The organism is Mesorhizobium sp. M0698 (genome assembly GCF_040320455.1).
Lineage (GTDB): Bacteria > Pseudomonadota > Alphaproteobacteria > Rhizobiales > Rhizobiaceae > Mesorhizobium.
Genome location: NZ_JAMYPQ010000043.1, coordinates 1 through 18,171 on the forward strand (window position 1 = coordinate 1; position 18,171 = coordinate 18,171).

Consider the following 18,171-nt stretch of genomic DNA (forward strand, 5'->3'; position numbering starts at 1 on the left):
TGCACTCGGCCGGCGTGCCGCGCTGGAGCGCTTCCTCACTGACGGCCGGATCGAAATCGACTCCAACACCGTCGAGCGCGCCATCCGGCCGCAGACAATTACCCGAAAGAACAGCCTCTTCGCGGGCAGCGACGGCGGCGGACGGACATGGGCCACCATCGCCACCCTGCTGACCACCGCCAAGATGAATCAGGTCGATCCGCACGCCTGGCTCACCCTGACCCTCGAGCGCATTGCCAATGGCTGGCCAAACAGCGATATCGACGCCCTCATGCCATGGAATTACCAGCGCTGAACGGCCTCAGCTGCCCGCTTACCGAGGTCGAGCGTCCCGTCGCCGATTGCCCGGACCCGGCCGGCAGGATCGTCGTGGCTTTCCGAACGGCGCGCGATTGCGGATCGACGGGACCGTCATCCGACGGCGCTGCGTATCGTCCTGGCGGAGTTGACCAGGTGATCATGGTGGTGCCGACCGACCGCATTTACCTTTGCTGCGGTGAGATCGATATGCGCCGCGGGATCAACAGCCTGGCGCGGATGGCGCAGCAGGTGCTCGCGCTCGACCCGCATACCGGCGCGATCTTCTGCTTCCGTAGACGCAAGGGTGATATCATCAAGATTCTGGAGCATGACGACCAGGGGTTCTGCCTTTTTACAAAGCGGCTTTCCGAGGGTTGTTTTGCCTGGCCGACAACCAAGGATCAGGGACTGTGTCGCTTATCAAGGCAGAGCTTTCGCTGCTTCTGGACGGGATTGACTGGCGCCGGCAGAACAAGATTTATCGACCGCGTCTGGCCAGCTAAATTCGATCGTTTCTCATTGATTGTGTGTCGACTTTGCTTCCGTAGACGAGGTCTTTCGGGTATGTGATTGGGGTGTCGGGACAAGCTCCCTCAACCGCTGATTTCTTGCTCTGATCGCCCTTCTGGAGGCGGCTGTAGGCACCGTGCGTTGAAGATCTCGGCGATCTCGCGGTGGCAGTGACGATCAAGTAGATGATCGACCTCGGCGACCAGATCAGGCTTAAATTTACGGATCTGGGCGATCGGCAGCGGCCGATCCAGGGTCAAGGTCCGTGCCGCTCCGCCGGACAACCGTACATGGACCTTGATCTTGTCCGCGTTGATTAGGGTCACGTCGGCGATGAGGAAGCGCAGGATGCGCTTGCGCTCGCGTACATCGACACGGGGATCGCGCCAAATCCGAGGGAACTGCTCGGCGAGATCGAGGATGCGTTGGCGCATCTGGGCGTCGAGGGCAGCGGCTTCCTCGGGCGCCCGCCGCTCGTAATCGTCGACGACATCGGTGTGCAGCCTCAGCTTTTCGTTCCACTCGGCCTCGAGGGCGTCGGTGACGAGGCGGTTGTCAGGATCGACTTTCATATAGCGTTCGCCGGGCAAGCTCGGCGTCGTAGCGCGTTCTTTCGATATGCTGTCGACGCAAGTTGTCGGTCTCGACAACGCGGGCCTCCAGCTCGCGCTGCATCGCGACGCTGACCTTCCAGGGTCATTGGAGTCATCAGCTCGACGAACACCGCACTGACGGCCGGGTCGACCACCTCGCCCGGCACCGACTGGTAGACCTTGCCGCCCGGACGGTTGGCGGTTTCCTTGCAAACATAGCTCGGGACCGACTGCCCATGTTCCTGACTGTACTGGACGCTCAAGCGCTCGCCGCATAAGCCGCAAGGGACACGGCCCTGAAGCAAGCCCGGCCCGTCCCGGACCAGGCCGGGCTTGCGGTGTAGGTATAGGCCTGGGCATTGTCGGTGAGCTTTTCCTGGTTCACCTTGAAGCGCGCCCAGACGATGTAGCCGAGATGCATTTCAGGCATGACCACTTGCCAGTCAGCCATCGCCACCAGCACATGCGCCGAGGTCAACCGGGACACACGTGCCGTTGACTCCGGAAGCACAAGGGCTGACAAGAAAGCCAACGGTGGCCGCCACCTCACGAACATCCACGAAACGATTACCCGGTTGCGCCGCGCGGAAAGTCGCGATGACATCGTCGATGCTTTTGCCTCGGGCCTTCGCCTGAGCCTCCAGCTGACCACGCATGATCCCAGTATCCATCCATCCGGGGGCGATGGCGTTGACGGTCAGCCCGTGCGCAGCGCCCTCCAACGCCGCAGTGCGCATCAAACCGAGAACCCCATGCTTTGCGGCAGTGTACGCAACCTTCTGAGTTGTACCTAGCCAACCCGCGGATGATGCCGTGACCACGACCCGCCCGCCAGGGGCTTTTGTCAAAGCCGGCCACGCCGCCTTTAGGGCGAAAAATGGTCCGTCATACATTACAGCACGAAGACGCTCCCATTCAGCGTCTGGAAACTGATCCAGCGGCGAGAGGAACTGACATCCAGCATTCAGTACGAGGATGTCGAGACGTCCAGCGGTCGCAAGTACATGTGCTACCATATCTTGGTTCCCGCTCGCGGTGGACAGATCTGCGTGAAAGACACCCGCGCCGCTGACGTCCACACCGTGCACGTCAGCCCCACGCTCACGCAGTTCGCTCACGATAGCCTTTCCAAGGCCGCCCGCTGCTCCGGTTACCAGCGCGACGCGGCCGTCAAGCGACCATCCATCCGCGCGCGACTCCAAATCTTGTTGTTCGCTTAACTTGGCCATTTTTGCCCTCCTGATTAAAAAAACTGCCCAATGCGGCTAAGTCCGCCGAGTCTCGGGATCGCGCATTTGGATGTGTACAACCCCGCGCCCGCCGCCTCAATGGCCGAGTTGGCGAGCTGCTTAGGAGTCGCAGGCACATGCGGGCTATGCTCCACGTTCGGCCTAGCCCCTTGTGACCGCGCAGGTGATGAACACCTCGGAAATCATATCCATTCCTCCGCCCACAGCTGACTCTTCCAAGGCTCGGCCAGACCGATGATAGGTTCTAAGCAAGTTGCTGCCGACGAAACCCTCTCTTGATCGTTCTATCCACGTTCTGAAGGTGACAGCAAGGGCGGAATCAGTTACATCACAATGGCTCGTCGCGTGAAACGCCAGCCGCAAAAATGCGCATGATTTGAACCCATTCCCATTTGCGGCCAGCCGCCCTAATGAGGGGCCAGAACAAGGGTTGTGTTGCAAAGTTTTTTCTGCGTCATGACAGCGACCGGTCTCGACCACCTTCATGACGCAGAAAAAACTTTGCAACACAACCCGAACAACGCCGCGATCTCCTGGAAATAGTTGAGGATCGCTACGAGAAGCGTTCCACCATCCTCACAAGTCAAATTCCCGTGGATCACTGGTATGACATGATCGGAAATCCGACCATCGCCGATGCCGTTCTCGACCGCCTTGTTCACAACGCCTATCGCATCGAACTCTCCGGCGACAGCATGCGCAAACACAAGGTCCTGCCAGTCGCAGACGCAACTCCCGCTTGACCGAAAACGACTTCGTCGACAAATGTCAAAAAAGACCCTGAGGCGCTCTACGCCGTCCGGCTTCGCCTCGGAATCGCGTCCGGTATTCTATCGGAATAAGCGTCCGGTTTCGTTTCGGAATCACTGTCCGGTTTCAATGGAATACGCATTTTCGGCTTCACGACATACATCGAGCCGGCAAGCGAATTCGCGCGGCGGCCATACTTCTCGCCGATGTCGTGCAGCGCGATCGCTGCCGTCACGAAGGCGTTCATGATGCCTTCCGGCACCTCGTTGCCGCCACGGTTGAGCACCGCCGGGTTGGTCATCAGATGCCCGACATTGCGCACCAGAATGAGGGAACGTGCGCGCAGCTCGAATTTCGAGCCGTCCGGCGAATTATAGACGAGATCCGGATTAAGGCGGCGGGTGAAGGTCTTGCCGCCCTTCGTCACCTCTTCCTGCAGATCGTCCATCATCAGGCCAAGCCAGTTGCGATAGACGGTGACCTTGTCCTCGGCATCGACCGCGGCGACGGAATCCTCGCAGTCCACGATCGTCGTCATCGCGGATTCCAGCCGCACGTCGGAGATGCCGGTGGCATCGCCCTTGCCGATCTGCGAGTTTGCATCGATGACGACCTCGTCATCCTCGGGAATAGCGTCCGTGCCGTAGAGTGCGTCATAGAGCGAACCCCATCGGGCATTCGCGGCGTTCAGTGCGTAACGCGCATTCATCACCGGCAAGACGAGCTGCGGCCCGGCGATCGTCGCGATCTCCGGGTCAACATTCTTAGTCGAAATGCTGAAGTCCGGACCTTCCGCCACGATGTAGCCGATCTCGCGAAAAACCGTTTGTGAGCTTCGAGATCCTCCGGTGCGCCATGGCCGCGGTGCCGACGGTCGATCTTCTCCTGCATCACCTCGCGGATTTGCAGGAGTTCGCGGTTGCGAGGAGCGAGATCATGCACGATCGAAGAAAAAGCCTCCCAGAAGTCCCGGGCGTCTACCCCGGTGCCGGGCAATGCCTCGTCATTCACAAAGGCATGCAGTTCCCTCGCTACCTTCAGATCAGCTACATCGACACGGCCCAGACTAGATCTCTCTCCATCCGAAATCGTCATACGGCCAGTCTCGCTTCGGCTGGGATCTCATTGGCAATCACTTCAGCAAGCGCTGCCGATGTCGCCGCTGACAGTGTCCAACCTAGATGCCCGTGTCCGGTGTTGTAGAAGACACCCGCCATTTTTCCTTTGCCAACTCTCGGCATCATGTTGGGCATCATTGGCCGGAGGCCGGCCCAAGGAATGACCTTGTTCGTCGTAATTCCCGGGAAAAGAGTACGCGTCCAATCGACCAGGGGCCGTACACGATCATCTCTGATGTCGCGATTAGCTCCATTGAATTCCGCAGTACCAGCAACACGGAAACGCGGCTGTCCCAATCTGCTGGTGACGATTTTCGCCCGGTCATCTAGGATACTGACCCAAGGCGCAGATGCCTGGGAGCGCTCGTCGCTGAGGTCGACGGTGATTGAGTACCCTTTGACGGGATAAACGTTCAAACGATCGCCGAGCATGGCGCCGATAGAGCGGCTGTGAACGCCCGCGCAGACGACAACGGCGTCGGCCTCAAGCTGCTCGATCGCGCTTCCGCCTGTCGAAGCACTTCGAGTGTAGCTGATCGTGAAACGGTCGCGCTTCGCAATTCTCGTGACGCCGGCATCATAAATGAAATGCGCACCACGCTCCTCACACACCCGAGCAAGGCCGTTCGTGTATTTATGGATGTCACCCGTCGAGTCGGAAGGCGTGTAAAACCCACCGTGGAAGGAGCCAGTCAGAGCTGGTTCAATCGTGGAAATTTCTGTAGGTCCGACCGCATACCTGTCCAGGCCGCCTTCGACCAGCATCTCGTTGACCTTCGCGGCATGATCGAATCCGGCCTTGTCGTAGTAGACGTGGAGAATGCCCTTCCGGACGTGGTCGAAATCGATCTTTTCGCGCTCAGCGATGTCGAACATATGTTGTCGCGCGGCTATTGCCAGCCGCGCGGTGGCGATGGTGTTCTCGCGATATCGAGAGATGTTCGCCATGAATTCGGCCAGCCAGCTATATTTATGCCAGGAGGGAGCCGGATTCATTAGAAGCGGAGCATCGCGGCGAGTCATCCATCTGATGCCCTTTATGACCGTTGACCAGTGGTTCCAGACTTCCGCGTTGCAGGCAGATAGTTGCCCACCGTTCGCAAAAGATGTTTCCATCGCTGCATACCGCTGCTTCTCCAGGACGACGACTTCGTAGCCGCTCTGGATCAGGGCGTACGCGGTCGACACTCCGGTGATCCCGGCGCCAATCACAACAATTTTGGGCATGTACAACTCCAGCAGATTTCGGGTGCAGGCGTGACGCCTGCGGTTGATCCCCAAATCTGTCTCGGTACCTGAGAGCTTACCGGCGTGGCCAGCTTTCCCCTTCGGTGGACGCTTGCGCGTCTCTCTCCAGATCGTTCGGCGAGGCGGTCACTTGTGCCTGAGAGTTTCCTTGGGGGGTTGCTCCGTCGGCGCTGGCGATGCCAGTCTCTCCCGCGTTACCTATGAACGCTGATATCATGCCTATGCGGGATGCTGGTTTCAGATCAATGTCTGTGCGATGATGCAGCAAAGACGCCATCCTCCAGTCGATTTTGAACGGCTGAGGCAAAAGCTCGCGAACCCTAACACTCAACTTATCAGCTAGAATGCCGACTCGATCAGGGGTCAGAACGTCATTCCGAGTTCGGCTGCTACCTCGACAAATGCGTCGACACAGCGATCAACATCGGCGGTCGAATGCGCGGCTGACATCTGCGTCCTGATCCGCGCCTGTCCCTTTGGGACGACAGGGAACGAGAAGCCGACGACATAAATGCCGCGTGCCAGCATCATCTCGGCCATCGCCTGAGCCAGTGATGCATCGCCGAGCATGACTGGGATGATCGGGTGATCGGCGCCGGCTAGTGTGAAACCTACCTGGGTCATTTGGGAGCGGAAGCGGTTCGCGTTGGCGTAGAGCTTCTCGCGCAGGGCGTCGCCGGCTTCGATCAGATCAAACACCTTCAGAGACGCGCCTGCTATTGCCGGCATTAGCGTGTTGGAGAAGAGATAGGGCCGCGAGCGCTGCCGCAGCCAGTCGACGACCTCGCGCTTGCCCGACGTATACCCGCCGGAGGCACCCCCGAGAGCTTTGCCAAGTGTGCCGGTGATGATGTCTATCCGACCCTCGACGCCGCAATGCTCTGCCGAGCCACGCCCATGCCTGCCAACGAAGCCGACCGCGTGGCTGTCGTCTACCATGACCATTGCGCCATAGTTCTCCGCGAGATCGCAGACGCCGCCAAGATTGGCGATAATGCCATCCATTGAGAACACACCGTCGGTCGCGATCAGTTTAAAACGCGAGCCTTCCGCCCTTTTCAGCTCTTCCTCAAGTGCGGCCATGTCGTTGTTTGCATAGCGAAAACGCTTGGCTTTGGAGAGCCGCACGCCATCGATGATCGAGGCGTGGTTCAGGGCGTCAGAGATGATCGCATCCTCTTCACCGAGCAGCGTTTCAAACAGGCCGCCATTGGCGTCGAAGCAGGAGGAGTAAAGGATCGTGTCCTCCAACCCGAGGAACGACGAGATCCGCGCCTCAAGCTGCTTGTGCTCCTCCTGCGTGCCGCAGATGAAGCGTACCGACGCCATACCGTAGCCATAGCGATCAAGGGCCGTCTTCGCCGCGTCGCGCAGATCCTCGCTGTCGGCAAGGCCGAGATAATTGTTGGCGCAGAAGTTCAGCACCTTGGAGCCGCTCGCCACCTCGATCTCGGCCGATTGCATCGAGGTGATGACGCGCTCAGACTTGTAGAGCCCGGCCTGCTTAAGCCCTTCAAGTTCGTCGGAAAGATGGGAAATGAATGCGCTGGTCATAGCAGGGCGGCTGTCCAATTAAAAAGCGCCTCAGCCGTTGAACAGACTGAGGCGCCAGCGTTGCAATGCCGACTTACGGATAACTGACTTGCGTCGACCAGGCTGGATCCGAATGCTTCTTCCAATAAAGATCCATCAAGCGCTTCGTGACAGGTCCCACAGTGCCGTCTGAGATCGGCGCTCCATCTACCCGCGTCACAGGCATGATACCGCCCGCAGTCGAGGTGATGAACACCTCATCCGCCCCAGATAGGTCGGCCCGAGAGACGTCTTCGGCGACGGCCTTTAGATTAGTTTCCGCTGCGAGATCGAAGACGCTACGTCTGGTGATGCCCGGCAACACGCCAAACGCCGGCGTCCTCAGTCCACCATCCTTGACGACGAACACGTTGAAGCCGGGACCTTCAGCAACGTTTCCGTTCTCGTCGAGGATAAGGGCCGTCTCTCCGCCAGCATCAAAGGCGTCGAAAAGTCCTTTCACGAGATCAAGCCAATGGTAGTTCTTGACTGTCGGATCGACGGACTTGGGCGAGATGCGAACGGTCTCACTGACAGACACATGCAGGCCGTGTTCCAGCTGTTCCTTGTTCGCGACCGACCCGAACGGAACGGCGAACGCGATAAAGCGATTCTCCGACTGACGGGGATCGCGGCTGAACGTCGGAGATCCGCCGCGGGTGCAGATCATTTCGACGTAAGCAGACTTGTGTCCGGAGAGGGCCACGCAATTGTGCAGGATTTCCGTAACTTCCTCGCGCAGGTACGGTATTTTCATCCTCAGGCGTTCCATGCCACCCCAAAATCTGTCGAGGTGCAGATCAAGGCGGAAGAAACGCCCCTCCCAGACATGCGCTGTATCGTAAGTGGCATCCGAATGCAGGAAGCCCCAGTCGAGCACCGAGATCTTGGCCTCGGACATCGGCAGGTACTGACCGTCCATGAAAGCTACGCCGTGCGGGTAGTGCCTTGGATCTCGGTGGCGGTCGTCAACTGATGGAAGCATCGTGACAGGTTGAGCTGCGGCAAGTGTCATTTCCTGAGATTCCCAAATGGTCGCAGTGTGAGCGCCCTGTCTTTGAGGCCGGCGAGAAGCCGAGACGGAACGCGATCGAAATCGATGTGCGCGGTAACACGCCGACAGATGCCGGTGGTTCGCACAGCGGTGACGCTACTTTGCAGACTTGAACGGGAGGATTACGATCAAATTGCTCAATGCACCGCAATGAACGCTTCAAAAATGCTCGGGTTTTGAGCGGCCGGAGGGGGTCTCGCCACCGCCGCTATGTCAGGACACGCGGCTCAAACTTCACGCGATGCAGTGCGATCATACTTTTGAACTTTCGCACGTTCGGGTTGGTGTAGAGTTTAGTTTTGACGAAGACGTCAAAGGCTTCAACGTCTTCGACAGCAACAATGAGAACGAAATCAGCATCGCCTGTAACCATGTAGCACTGGGTCACTTCCTTGGCCGCGCGCATCGCCCGCTTGAAGTCGTCAACCAAGTCGAGGCGCTCTCGGTCCAACTCGACGTTGACAACAACCGTCAATGTTTTTCCCAGCGCTTTAGGGTCGACCAGTGAAATGTCTGCCGTGATGATGCCATCAGATCGCAATTTGTTGACACGGCGCATACATGAGGCTGCCGACGATCCGACTATATCGGCGAGCTCCGAAAACGAGACGCGGTTGTTTTTTTGAAGGGTAGCGAGGATGCGCCGATCAAGATCGTCGAGCATATTTGGGATCCATCTTTGAGGCGGAGGTTTATGCTCCAGGTGGGGAATATGCGCTGTCGACTCCGTAGATGTAAGGGCACTTATCCCATTATGGTGACGCATTCGGTTCACAGCCGAGCGAAAAATGCTCGCGCGGTTTCGAACCGCTTCTCTTTTTGAAGCGACAAGCGGCAGATCTTAATGCATGCCTTTCGAAATTGTTTGACAACGCGGTGGCTGCTGAATCTCCGAGATGAACGCCGGCCCGAAGGATTTTTGAATGCGCAAAGCGGAAGAGTTTTCACGCTTGGAAGCTGAAGTCACTACGTGGCGTCGGCATCTTCACAGCAATCCCGAACTTGACTTCAACGTACACCAAACAGCTGAGTTCGTACGGGACAAACTTGCGTCCTTCGGAATAGGTCACATCGAAACTGGCATTGGCGGGAGGGGTGTGCTGGCACTTATAAACGGGGATAAAGGGGAGGGGGGCACTATCGGCCTCCGAGCCGATATGGACGCGTTACCCATTCAGGAAACAACAGGCCTTGCATGGGCATCGCGTTCCGCTGGCAAAATGCATGCCTGTGGCCATGATGGGCATACGGCAATGCTCCTCGGTGCGGCTAAGCACCTTTCGGAGACACGGGACTTCAAGGGACGTGTGGCATTAATTTTCCAGCCTGCAGAAGAGGTGGAGTTCCCATCCGGCGGCTTCAGAATGGTTCAGGACGGCTTTCTGGACCGATTGCAAGTCTCGCAGGTATTTGGTCTTCACAATTGGCCTGGCCTGGAAGTGGGAAAGTACGCAATTTGCGGCGGGCCGCTCATGGCCTCGCAAGACGATTTCGACATTACAATTCAAGGCCGCGGTGGTCATGCTGCAAACCCCCACCTCGCTATCGATCCGGTTGTAATAGCTGCTCATACGATAACTGGGCTGCAGTCCCTGGTCTCGCGATGCACCGATCCGACAGATTCGCTCGTCGTCTCCGTAACGAAACTGTCCGCTTCAAACGCCTACAACGTTATCGCTGACCAGGTAGAACTATCGGGCACTGTCCGTTCTTTGGCCCCCCACCTCCGCGATTATGCGGAGCAGCAAATTGAGGTCATCGCACGAAAGATAGCGCAGGCTTTCGGCGGCGACATTACCTATCGCTACCGCCGTTCGGTGCCAGTCACAGTCAACGACATACAAGCTACCGCTATCGCAGCGCGCGCTGCAGAGGCGGCGTCTCAAGTGGAGAGCGTGAATTGCCGCATCCGTCCGGTCATGGGTGCTGAAGATTTTGCATACATGCTTGAAGCTCGGCCAGGCGCGATGATTTTCCTTGGTAACGGTAACACCGCTGCACTCCACAATCCCAACTACGACTTCAATGATCCCGCTATCCGCTATGGCATAGCGTACTGGGTGAATGTTGTATCAGCTACACTGGGTACGGGAAGTGTGCGGTGACCGCCGTCGACAAAAGGGTTATCTGGTTCGCGCGTTTCATCCGAGCTTCGTTTTTGAATGAAATGCTTTGTTCGGCGTGCGCTAGCATCTTGCGATATAGCTGTGGCAACGGCTGGTGAAGAAAAGGGAACTTCGATGGGGATTAAGATGGGAGCCGCCTTGCTGGTGGCAGGTATTGCGGGTCTGGCAAATTCATTCCCAGCACATGCGGGTCCGCTGGAGGACCGAGTAAAGGCAGGCGAGCCAATCCGGATTGGGTTCACCAATGGTCCGATCTACGCCTTTCTCGACGATCAGGGTCAACCAAAGGGTTTCGTAAATACCATCGCGCTCGACCTCCTGAAGAGCATGGGTATCACCAAGATCCAGCCCGTGCCGACGGAATGGAGTGGTATGATCCCAGGTCTTCAGGCTGGTCGGTACGACATCATCACCGGTGGCATGTCCATCCTGGGAAGCCGCTGTAAGAACATCAGCTTTTCCGAGCCGATCGCAAAAACTGGTGACGCGTTTCTCGTGCCGGCGGGCAATCCGAAGGGTATCCATAATTACAAAGACATAGCGGCCAAGAACGCCGCCTTCGTAACCTACTCGGGTGCCAATCTGATCGAGGCTGCAAAGAAAGAAGGCGTTGCGGATGAGCAGATCACTCAGGTTCCAAGCGGGACTGAGGTCGTCGCCGCAGTTAGATCGGGCCGCGCAGATGCTGGGGGAATGACCTATTTCGAGGTCAAGAATGTTGCCGATGAATCGAAGGGGGAGCTTGAGGCGACCAGTCCGAATGATCTTCCCGAATGGACGCAGAACTATGTCGGCCTTGGTTTCAGATCGGAAGACGCCGATTTTATGGCGCGGTTCAATGAGGCTCTGAAGAAATACATCGGCACCCCTGAAATGATCGAGGCTGTTAGGCCATACGGGTTAACTGAGGTGAACCTGCCAAGGTCGACAACCACCGAGTGGGCATGTTCCAACCGCTGATTTGAAGGCTGTGCGGGCTCATCTGAGCCCGCACAGCTGGTTGAGGTAGGAATATGAATCTTCTGGATTTTTTTGTCCAATATTCACCCCAGCTAATTTCGGGTGCCTATACCACCGTTTTGGTATTTGCCTGCTCAAGCGTGTTGAGCATCACGCTGGCGATCGCTGCCGGGCTCTCAAAATTGGCTCAGATTTCACCTCTGCGTTGGATCGCCAACATCTATGTGGAGCTCTTCAGAGGGACGTCACTCTTGGTGCAGCTCTACTGGATATTTTTCGTCCTACCTCTATTCGGTCTGACAATCGAGAAGTTTACGGCCGGCTGTCTGGCCATCGGTCTGAACATCGGAGCTTATGGAGCCGAGTTGGTTCGGGGCGCGGTCCTAGCTGTTCCGAAAGGGCAGACGGAGGCAGCGATCGCGTTGAAGATGACAAGCTCGATGCGAATGCGTCGCATTATTCTCCCCCAAGCGCTCCTAATCGCATCGCCGGCATGGGGCAATCTTCAGATTGAGCTTTTGAAAGCGACAGCACTCGTTGCGCTGATTTCGGTTGGCGATCTCATGTTCGAAGTCAGGCAGATCAATGGCCTCACATACCTTTCGGCCCAAGCTTTCGGCGCAGCTCTCATAATATACTATGTCTTGGCAAGGTTTCTTCTTACGCCCGCGATGCGCTTCCTAGAGCGGGGACTGCGCCGAAAGCTGGGGGGTGCCTGACTGTGTTCAACTGGGATTGGGAATTTACCTGGCAGATTCTACCAAGGTTGCTTTTGGCCACAGGAAACACTGTGATAGCTGCGCTGCTGGGGTATCTGATTGCGATTGTGCTCGGGCTTGTATTGACCTCATTGTTGCGGTCCAAGCCCCTCATCGTAGCAGTTGTTACGAGGGAGATGATTGAGTTCATTCGCTCCACACCACTTCTGGTCCAAGTCTTTTTGGTTTTCTACGTAGGGCCGCAGTTCGGATTAAGATTGAGCCCCTGGGTGGCAGGCATGTTGGCTATCGGCCTGCACTACGCCTGCTATCTGTCTGAGGTATATCGTGGCGGGATAGACGCGGTCGCTCGCGGACAGTTTGAAGCTGCAACTGCGCTGAACATGTTACCGAGGCAAATGTATACAAGGATAATATTACCTCAAGCTTTTCCACTCTGCATTCCAGGAATGGGAAACTATCTGATCGGAATATTCAAAGACACTCCGATGCTGTCGGTCATCGGCGTCACTGAACTGACGCGCGCCGCCAATTCTATTGGCGGCGAAAGTTATCGGTTTCTAGAGCCGTTTACTCTGGTCGGCCTCATATTCCTGGTGATCTCCCTTCCATCAGCAGGATTGGTGAAGCTGGTCGATGGTTATGTTCGGCGCAGGCAAGGAATGTAGAGATGCAGGGCACGTCAGCACTGCCGTTGAAGCTCTCTGGCGACCAGAAGCCAATCGTCAGCTTCCGTGACGTCACCAAATCCTATGGTTCGCTCGTCGTATTGGACGAGCTGAACCTCGATATCGCAGCGGGCGAGACGGTGACCATTATCGGGCCTTCGGGTTCTGGCAAGACTACCGTTTTGCGGGTGCTTATGACGCTCGATCCCATCAACGACGGGTGCATCTATGTCGACGGCCAACCTCTGACGCACATGGAGCGAAACGGGCGGCTCGTGCCGGCAGATCAAAAACACATCCGAACCAAGCGATCCGACATTGGAATCTGTTTCCAGCACTTCAATCTGTTTCCCCACATGACGGCGCTCGAAAATTGCATGGAGGGCCCTGTCCAAGTCCTCAAGCTGACGAAATCCGAAGCGCGCGACCGCTGCATTGAGCTCCTTGAGATGGTTGGCGTGCTAGAGAAGAAGGATCAGCATCCTTCGCGGCTTTCAGGGGGGCAGCAGCAACGCGTTGCCATTGCTCGTGCGTTGGCGATGAGACCGAAGGTAATGTTGTTTGATGAGGTGACGTCCGCTCTCGATCCGGAAGTGATCGGTGAGGTCACCCAGGTGATACGCAAGCTCGTCGCTGAGCACAACCTCACCATGCTCCTAGTGACGCATCAAATGGGCTTCGCACGCGACATATCGGATCGTGTCTGCTTCTTCTACCGCGGCAAAATCGAAGAACAGGGATCCCCCTCAGAGCTGTTTCTCAATCCCACCAAGGAACGGACGCAGCAGTTCTTGCGGGCGGTCAAAGAAGCCGACTGATCGAGTTTTCGGGCCAAGCGCGACTTCAATGGATGATCTGCTGCGCCCCGGCACTCGCTTTGAAGTTCGAAAGCCATCAATTCCATTCAGAAAGTGGCGCCAGATAGGACTTGCTATGGTTAATTCTCCATCCAATGAAACTGACATTCCAGAACTATGTCAGTTCGACGCAGAAACGCTTGCACGGTTATATGGCAGTGGCGATCTGTCGCCCGTAGAAGCAACAAACGCCTGTCTACAGCATGCAAGCGAAGTTCAGGATAGGCTGAATTGCTTCACGTTCGTGGATGCCGACCGAGCTCTCACTGCTGCAAAAGCATCTGAAGCGCGTTGGCGGGCTGGTGAGCCACAGTCACCTATCGACGGCGTTCCAACAACGCTCAAGGACATCGTTCATGTCGAGAACTGGTCCGTCCGCTTTGGCAGTGCAACGACCGACACAACACCTTTCACGAAGGATGCGCCGGCGGTCGCCGGCCTTCGAATGGCTGGCGCGGTTTTCATCTCTCAGACAACCATGCCTGAGTTCGGTTGGAAGGCGGTAACTGACAGTCCGGTCTTCGGTGCTACAAGAAACCCATGGAACGCTAACCTCACGCCAGGCGGCTCGTCCGGAGGCGCGGCTGTCGCAGCTGCCACAGGTGTTGGAGCGCTGCACTTGGGCACAGACGGAGGCGGCTCAATCCGGATTCCGTCATCATTCACGGGCATCGTCGGGCACAAGCCCAGTTTCGGTCGGGTTGCAGCCTACCCTCCCAGTGCCTTTGGAACAGTCGCACACATTGGACCAATGACCCGGTCGGTACGGGACTGCATCAACATGCTCCATGCTATGGCAGGTCGCGATTTGCGCGACTGGACTCAGCCGTACTTCGAATTCTCGCAGCTGAAGTCTGATCCGATATCTTGGGCGGGACGGCGCGTTGGTTACTGGAAAGCGCCGGTGGCCGGCAACATAAGCGCCGAGGTAGGCGGGACGATAGATGGTGTTGTTCAAGACTTGATAGCGGAAGGCGCCGAGGTACAGGAAATCACCTTGCCTTTCGGCGACGATCTTCTGGAGGTGTTTTATCGGCACTGGTACGTCGGTGCGGCAAACCGTCTGTCAGGATACTCTGAAACAACGCTGGAATCGATGGATTCCGGACTTGTGAAGGCTGCGGAAGCGGGAAGACGTTACAGCGGGGTAGATCGAATTTGGGCGGAGCTGCGACGTGCTCAGTTCGGAGCTGAAATGGACAGACTGCTGTCCAGTCTCGATGTAATTCTGTCTCCCACCGTGGCAGTCCTACCCTTCGAAGCTGGTCGCGAGACGCCTCTGGGAAGCGATTTCGACAGTTGGATCGAATGGGCGTCGTTCAGTTTTCCGATCAACCTCAGTCAACAGCCGGCCTGCTCGATCCCTGTGGGCTTTTCAAGTGACCACCTCCCGATTGGCATACAGGTGATCGGCGCACGCGGTGACGACACTGGAGTTCTGGGGGCGGCACTCGCGCTCGAAGAAATGTATCAGAGCGTATTTCTGAAGCCAGGCGCGCGCTGGCCTGTTTGACCACCATCACAGCGCAGGCGCGCAGATGCGCCAAGACAACTCAAAGGATAAGAGATGATCGCTGACCGACATGAGAGCTTCACCAGAAGCGAGTTCGAATCGCGGCTTGTACGTGCCCAGGCGTTGATGGGAGAGCACAAACTTGATGGCATTCTGCTCTCTTCGATGGACAACATACGCTATACCGCCGGCATCGATTCGACTTTTTGGGAAAGCTACACCCGACCATGGTTTGTGCTCGTTCCAGCCGAAGGTGAGCCCATCGCGATTATCCCTGAGATCGGTCGCGCAATCATGAAAACGACGTGGGTCAAAAACATCAGGTCTTGGCCGTCGCCTCGCCCTGAAGACGAGGGCACGTCCCTTCTGGTTGAAGCAATTTCTGCGCTCCCTCGGCGCCACGGAAGAATCGGTGCCGAACTTGGCATGGAGTTGCGCATCGGAATGCCAGTAGCCCAGTTCCTTGACTTGCGAAGCAGACTGCAAGGTGTTGAAATCGTAGACGGATCACACCTCATTTGGCTTTTGCGAATGATCAAAAGTCCGGCGGAGGTTGCCAGGATTCAAAACGCTATCGATATCGCCGGCGTCACTTTTGCCGATGTCCCTAACTTCATTCGGATGGGAGACAGCGAACGGACCGTTCAGCGGGAATTTCGTGGACGCCTGAATTCTGCGGGTGCCGGTGCCATCCCAGCGGTTATCGTTCGGTCCGACCTGGGCGGTCCGTTTGAAATTACGGGTGGGCCACGCGATCGTCCGATCGCTGACGGCGATCTGCTTTTCATTGACACCGGAATGACGTTTGACGGGTACTATTGCGATTACGACCGCAATTACCGCGTTGGAAATGTGACTGACGCTCTCCTTCGAGCACACGAGCAGGTCTGGAAGGCAAATGAAGCTGGCCTCGCCGCAGCAAGGCCTGGCGTCGTTGCGGAATCAATTTTTGCGGCTATGGCAAGCGTCCTGTCCTCGGACGCGGAAGATTTGAACAGCAATGGCAGAATGGGACATGGTCTGGGGCTTCGGGTGACTGAGCCGCCTTCCATCCGGCTCGGCGACAAAACTGTGCTGGCACCCGGAATGGTTCTTTGTATCGAACCGGGGCTCGAATATGAGCCTGGAAAGATCGTGCTTCACGAGGAAACAGTTCTTATCACCGAAGACGGTGCGCAACTGCTCACCCCAAGAGCACCGCGCGATCTCCCAACGATCAACTGACCACTTGGCCGGCAGCGGGATAGTGGTCGATGACGACGATCCGACCACGATCCGCGCGCAGACCGGGACGGCGCCTTCGTAAAAATTTCACCGCGAGGTCGGATGACGCCGCGGGTGTTTCACCGACGCAGTGGTTTTGGGATAAAAATCAGCCGCAGGAGCGGTACTGTTTCGGAACGGCTGAAACCCAAGCTCTGTCCCTCCGCGCTGATCCAGCGCCATGCCTGCAAGGAGTGCGGCGTAGATATGTACGGTCCAGTCGAGCGAGATCACTCGTTCAAGGGATTGTCCTTCATCCAACCCGAGCGCTTCGAGGAGAGCGGCTGGACGGCGCCCGGCTTCGCAGCTTACGTGTCGTCGATCACCAGCCCTGTGCAGATTGGCCATCCGGAAACGCCGTGGCAGAACCCGACAGGCCCAACCGCCCGGCTCAGACCTTGACCCCGCAGATCGGCCACCGCAGCCATCAGCCTGGCGCGCCCGGTGGCGAAGCCGTCCTCAATCCGGGCGATGGTGCGATCAACCTCCGTCTCGGCGACCAGCTCCCGTTGGGGCGCCAGCGCGGAGAGCTGCCACTGACCATGAAAGTCGGCCAGTGCCGCGCCAGCAGCCCGCAGATCACCGGGCCGCTCGCGCACTGGGCCGCCGTTTCGATCGACCCGTGATCCTGCTGTGCGTTCGCTGGTATCTTGCCTACAATCTCAGCCTACGTGATCTGGAAGAGATGATGGCCGAGCGGCACGTCGACCATTCCACTGTCCACCGCTGGGCCGTGCATTTTTCGCCTCTGCTGCTTGAGCGCTTCAACCGGAGAAAACGTCCGGTCACCGGCAAGTGGCACGTTGATGAAACTTATGTCCGGGTGCGCGGTCGCTGGATGTATCTCTACCGCGCCGTCGACAGCGTGGGCGATACGGTCGAATTCTTTTTCAACGAAAACCGTGACCTGCCGGCGGCCAAACGCTTCTTACGGAAGGCCCTGCAGCGCCATGGCAGGCCGGAACGTATCGCCATCGACGGCAGCCAGACCAATCACGAGGCCATCCGATCTTGCGATCTTGAAAATCGCCTGCGGCATCGATCGTGACGAGCACTGAAGTCGATCAGCATCCGCAAGAGCCAGTATTTCAACAACCGCATCGAACAGGATCATAGGCGCATCAAGCGCCGCGTCCGGTCCATGCTCGGCTTCAAGTCAACCACAACCGCCGAAATTATCCTCTCGGGCATCGAGATGGTTCATATGATGCGCAAACGACAGGCCAGGTTTGCCTACAGTCCCACGCCCTCCATTGCCAAGCAGTTCGAAATGCTCGCCGCATGAGCGCCGCGTGACGCTCAACCTGCCCTTGCGACCTCAGCTGGACTTTGCGACGGAACCGCCAGCCAGCGCTTTGCGCAATATGCAATGGGCCGACCATGAAGGTGAGAGTCTCCTTGGTCCGTGGATCCGTAGTTTCCTGTTGGAGAACCCTGATTGCCGCACGCATTCTTTCCCGCAACACCCAAGCCAGCTACCGCGACACGCTTACACTGCTGCTGCCGTTTGTCAGCAAACAACGAGGTTGCGCTATCGATCGTATGACAGTGGAAGAGCGCGCCGGCAATTGTCCGCAAATTCCTGGACTGCGTATTCCGATGAAGCCGGCCATCGATTCCGATTTGAAGCCGGCCAGTCATTCCGATTTCATTCCGGCCGGTGTTCCGAT

18 protein-coding genes, 6 pseudogenes and 1 riboswitch are annotated in these 18,171 nt (G+C 57.3%); of the genes and pseudogenes, 14 read left to right on the top strand and 10 right to left on the bottom strand.

Annotation, left to right across the window (positions count from 1 at the left end; genetic code table 11):
* Together NKI16_RS32600 and tnpB are read left to right on the top strand one after the other, a co-directional pair.
* A partial coding sequence (locus NKI16_RS32600; protein ID WP_352924555.1) for a transposase domain-containing protein occupies nt 1-295 on the top strand: 295 nt, incomplete at its 5' end.
* The gene (tnpB, locus tag NKI16_RS32605; RefSeq protein WP_352924557.1) at nt 277-870 is read left to right on the top strand and encodes an IS66 family insertion sequence element accessory protein TnpB; all 594 of its coding nucleotides are present in this window, start codon (nt 277-279) and stop codon (nt 868-870) included. The genes NKI16_RS32600 and tnpB, both read left to right, overlap by 19 nt.
* Before the next feature lie 23 nt (nt 871-893).
* Here tnpB and NKI16_RS32610 read toward each other — a convergent pair whose 3' ends face one another.
* The 5 genes and pseudogenes from NKI16_RS32610 to NKI16_RS32630 all read right to left on the bottom strand — a co-directional run.
* A complete protein-coding gene (locus NKI16_RS32610) occupies nt 894-1,382 on the bottom strand; it encodes a hypothetical protein (protein WP_352924559.1) in 489 nt (162 codons plus the stop codon).
* Nucleotides 1,379-1,708: a recombinase zinc ribbon domain-containing protein gene (locus tag NKI16_RS32615; RefSeq protein ID WP_352924561.1), complete on the bottom strand. Its 330-nt coding sequence runs from the start codon at nt 1,706-1,708 to the stop codon at nt 1,379-1,381. The genes NKI16_RS32610 and NKI16_RS32615 overlap by 4 nt, the downstream gene beginning before the upstream one ends.
* Nucleotides 1,663-1,854, bottom strand: a complete 192-nt coding sequence (locus tag NKI16_RS32620) for a hypothetical protein (protein WP_352924563.1) — start codon at nt 1,852-1,854, stop codon at nt 1,663-1,665. The genes NKI16_RS32615 and NKI16_RS32620 overlap by 46 nt, the downstream gene beginning before the upstream one ends.
* Complete coding sequence (locus tag NKI16_RS32625; protein WP_352924565.1) at nt 1,847-2,632, bottom strand: SDR family NAD(P)-dependent oxidoreductase; 786 nt, start codon at nt 2,630-2,632, stop codon at nt 1,847-1,849. The genes NKI16_RS32620 and NKI16_RS32625 overlap by 8 nt, the downstream gene beginning before the upstream one ends.
* Before the next feature lie 48 nt (nt 2,633-2,680).
* A pseudogene (locus NKI16_RS32630) lies at nt 2,681-2,839 on the bottom strand (3-keto-5-aminohexanoate cleavage protein); the annotation flags it as partial.
* 329 nt (nt 2,840-3,168) lie between these two features.
* Between NKI16_RS32630 and NKI16_RS32635 the strand changes: the two are divergent.
* Nucleotides 3,169-3,396, top strand: a pseudogene (locus NKI16_RS32635) (ATP-binding protein); the annotation flags it as partial.
* Between the two features lie 137 nt (nt 3,397-3,533).
* On the opposite strand, the pseudogene NKI16_RS32640 reads toward NKI16_RS32635, so the two are convergent.
* The 5 genes and pseudogenes from NKI16_RS32640 to NKI16_RS32660 form a co-directional block, all read right to left on the bottom strand.
* Nucleotides 3,534-4,468: pseudogene (locus tag NKI16_RS32640) on the bottom strand (aldolase/citrate lyase/malate synthase family protein); the annotation flags it as partial.
* A gap of 26 nt (nt 4,469-4,494) precedes the next feature.
* Nucleotides 4,495-5,748, bottom strand: coding sequence for a D-amino acid dehydrogenase (locus NKI16_RS32645; protein WP_352924568.1), 1,254 nt, complete (start codon nt 5,746-5,748; stop codon nt 4,495-4,497).
* A 134-nt stretch (nt 5,749-5,882) separates the two neighbouring features.
* Nucleotides 5,883-5,971: riboswitch (glycine riboswitch) on the bottom strand.
* Between the two features lie 161 nt (nt 5,972-6,132).
* Nucleotides 6,133-7,323 (bottom strand): glycine C-acetyltransferase, encoded by a 1,191-nt coding sequence (locus NKI16_RS32650; RefSeq protein WP_352924570.1) that lies wholly within the window; start codon nt 7,321-7,323, stop codon nt 6,133-6,135.
* Between the two features lie 73 nt (nt 7,324-7,396).
* Complete coding sequence (locus NKI16_RS32655; protein ID WP_352924572.1) at nt 7,397-8,356, bottom strand: aminotransferase class IV; 960 nt, start codon at nt 8,354-8,356, stop codon at nt 7,397-7,399.
* Between the two features lie 247 nt (nt 8,357-8,603).
* Nucleotides 8,604-9,059: an Lrp/AsnC family transcriptional regulator gene (locus tag NKI16_RS32660; RefSeq protein ID WP_352924575.1), complete on the bottom strand. Its 456-nt coding sequence runs from the start codon at nt 9,057-9,059 to the stop codon at nt 8,604-8,606.
* A 259-nt stretch (nt 9,060-9,318) separates the two neighbouring features.
* Here NKI16_RS32660 and NKI16_RS32665 point away from each other — a divergent pair, with 259 nt between their 5' ends.
* From NKI16_RS32665 to NKI16_RS32715, 11 genes and pseudogenes are all read left to right on the top strand, one after another.
* Nucleotides 9,319-10,500, top strand: a complete 1,182-nt coding sequence (locus tag NKI16_RS32665) for an amidohydrolase (protein WP_352924577.1) — start codon at nt 9,319-9,321, stop codon at nt 10,498-10,500.
* Nucleotides 10,501-10,635: 135 nt separating this feature from the next.
* Nucleotides 10,636-11,481 carry a transporter substrate-binding domain-containing protein gene (locus tag NKI16_RS32670; protein WP_352924579.1) on the top strand — a complete coding sequence of 282 codons (846 nt, stop codon included), beginning with the start codon at nt 10,636-10,638 and terminating at the stop codon, nt 11,479-11,481.
* A gap of 53 nt (nt 11,482-11,534) precedes the next feature.
* Nucleotides 11,535-12,200: an ectoine/hydroxyectoine ABC transporter permease subunit EhuC gene (gene ehuC / locus NKI16_RS32675; protein ID WP_352924581.1), complete on the top strand. Its 666-nt coding sequence runs from the start codon at nt 11,535-11,537 to the stop codon at nt 12,198-12,200.
* Between the two features lie 2 nt (nt 12,201-12,202).
* Entirely contained in the window at nt 12,203-12,868 is a 666-nt protein-coding gene (gene ehuD, locus NKI16_RS32680; protein WP_352924583.1) for an ectoine/hydroxyectoine ABC transporter permease subunit EhuD, read from the top strand.
* Nucleotides 12,869-12,870: 2 nt separating this feature from the next.
* The gene (gene ehuA, locus NKI16_RS32685; protein WP_352924585.1) at nt 12,871-13,686 is read left to right on the top strand and encodes an ectoine/hydroxyectoine ABC transporter ATP-binding protein EhuA; all 816 of its coding nucleotides are present in this window, start codon (nt 12,871-12,873) and stop codon (nt 13,684-13,686) included.
* Nucleotides 13,687-13,714: 28 nt separating this feature from the next.
* Nucleotides 13,715-15,238 (top strand): amidase, encoded by a 1,524-nt coding sequence (locus tag NKI16_RS32690; protein ID WP_352924587.1) that lies wholly within the window; start codon nt 13,715-13,717, stop codon nt 15,236-15,238.
* A 54-nt stretch (nt 15,239-15,292) separates the two neighbouring features.
* Entirely contained in the window at nt 15,293-16,462 is a 1,170-nt protein-coding gene (locus NKI16_RS32695; protein ID WP_352924589.1) for a M24 family metallopeptidase, read from the top strand.
* Nucleotides 16,463-16,663: 201 nt separating this feature from the next.
* Nucleotides 16,664-16,825, top strand: a pseudogene (locus tag NKI16_RS32700) (S-(hydroxymethyl)glutathione synthase); the annotation flags it as partial.
* A 74-nt stretch (nt 16,826-16,899) separates the two neighbouring features.
* Entirely contained in the window at nt 16,900-17,127 is a 228-nt protein-coding gene (locus NKI16_RS32705; protein ID WP_352924591.1) for a hypothetical protein, read from the top strand.
* Nucleotides 17,100-17,786: pseudogene (locus NKI16_RS32710) on the top strand (IS6 family transposase). The gene NKI16_RS32705 and the pseudogene NKI16_RS32710 overlap by 28 nt, the downstream one beginning before the upstream one ends.
* Nucleotides 17,787-17,899: 113 nt before the next feature.
* Nucleotides 17,900-18,171 (top strand): annotated as a pseudogene (locus NKI16_RS32715) (hypothetical protein); the annotation flags it as partial.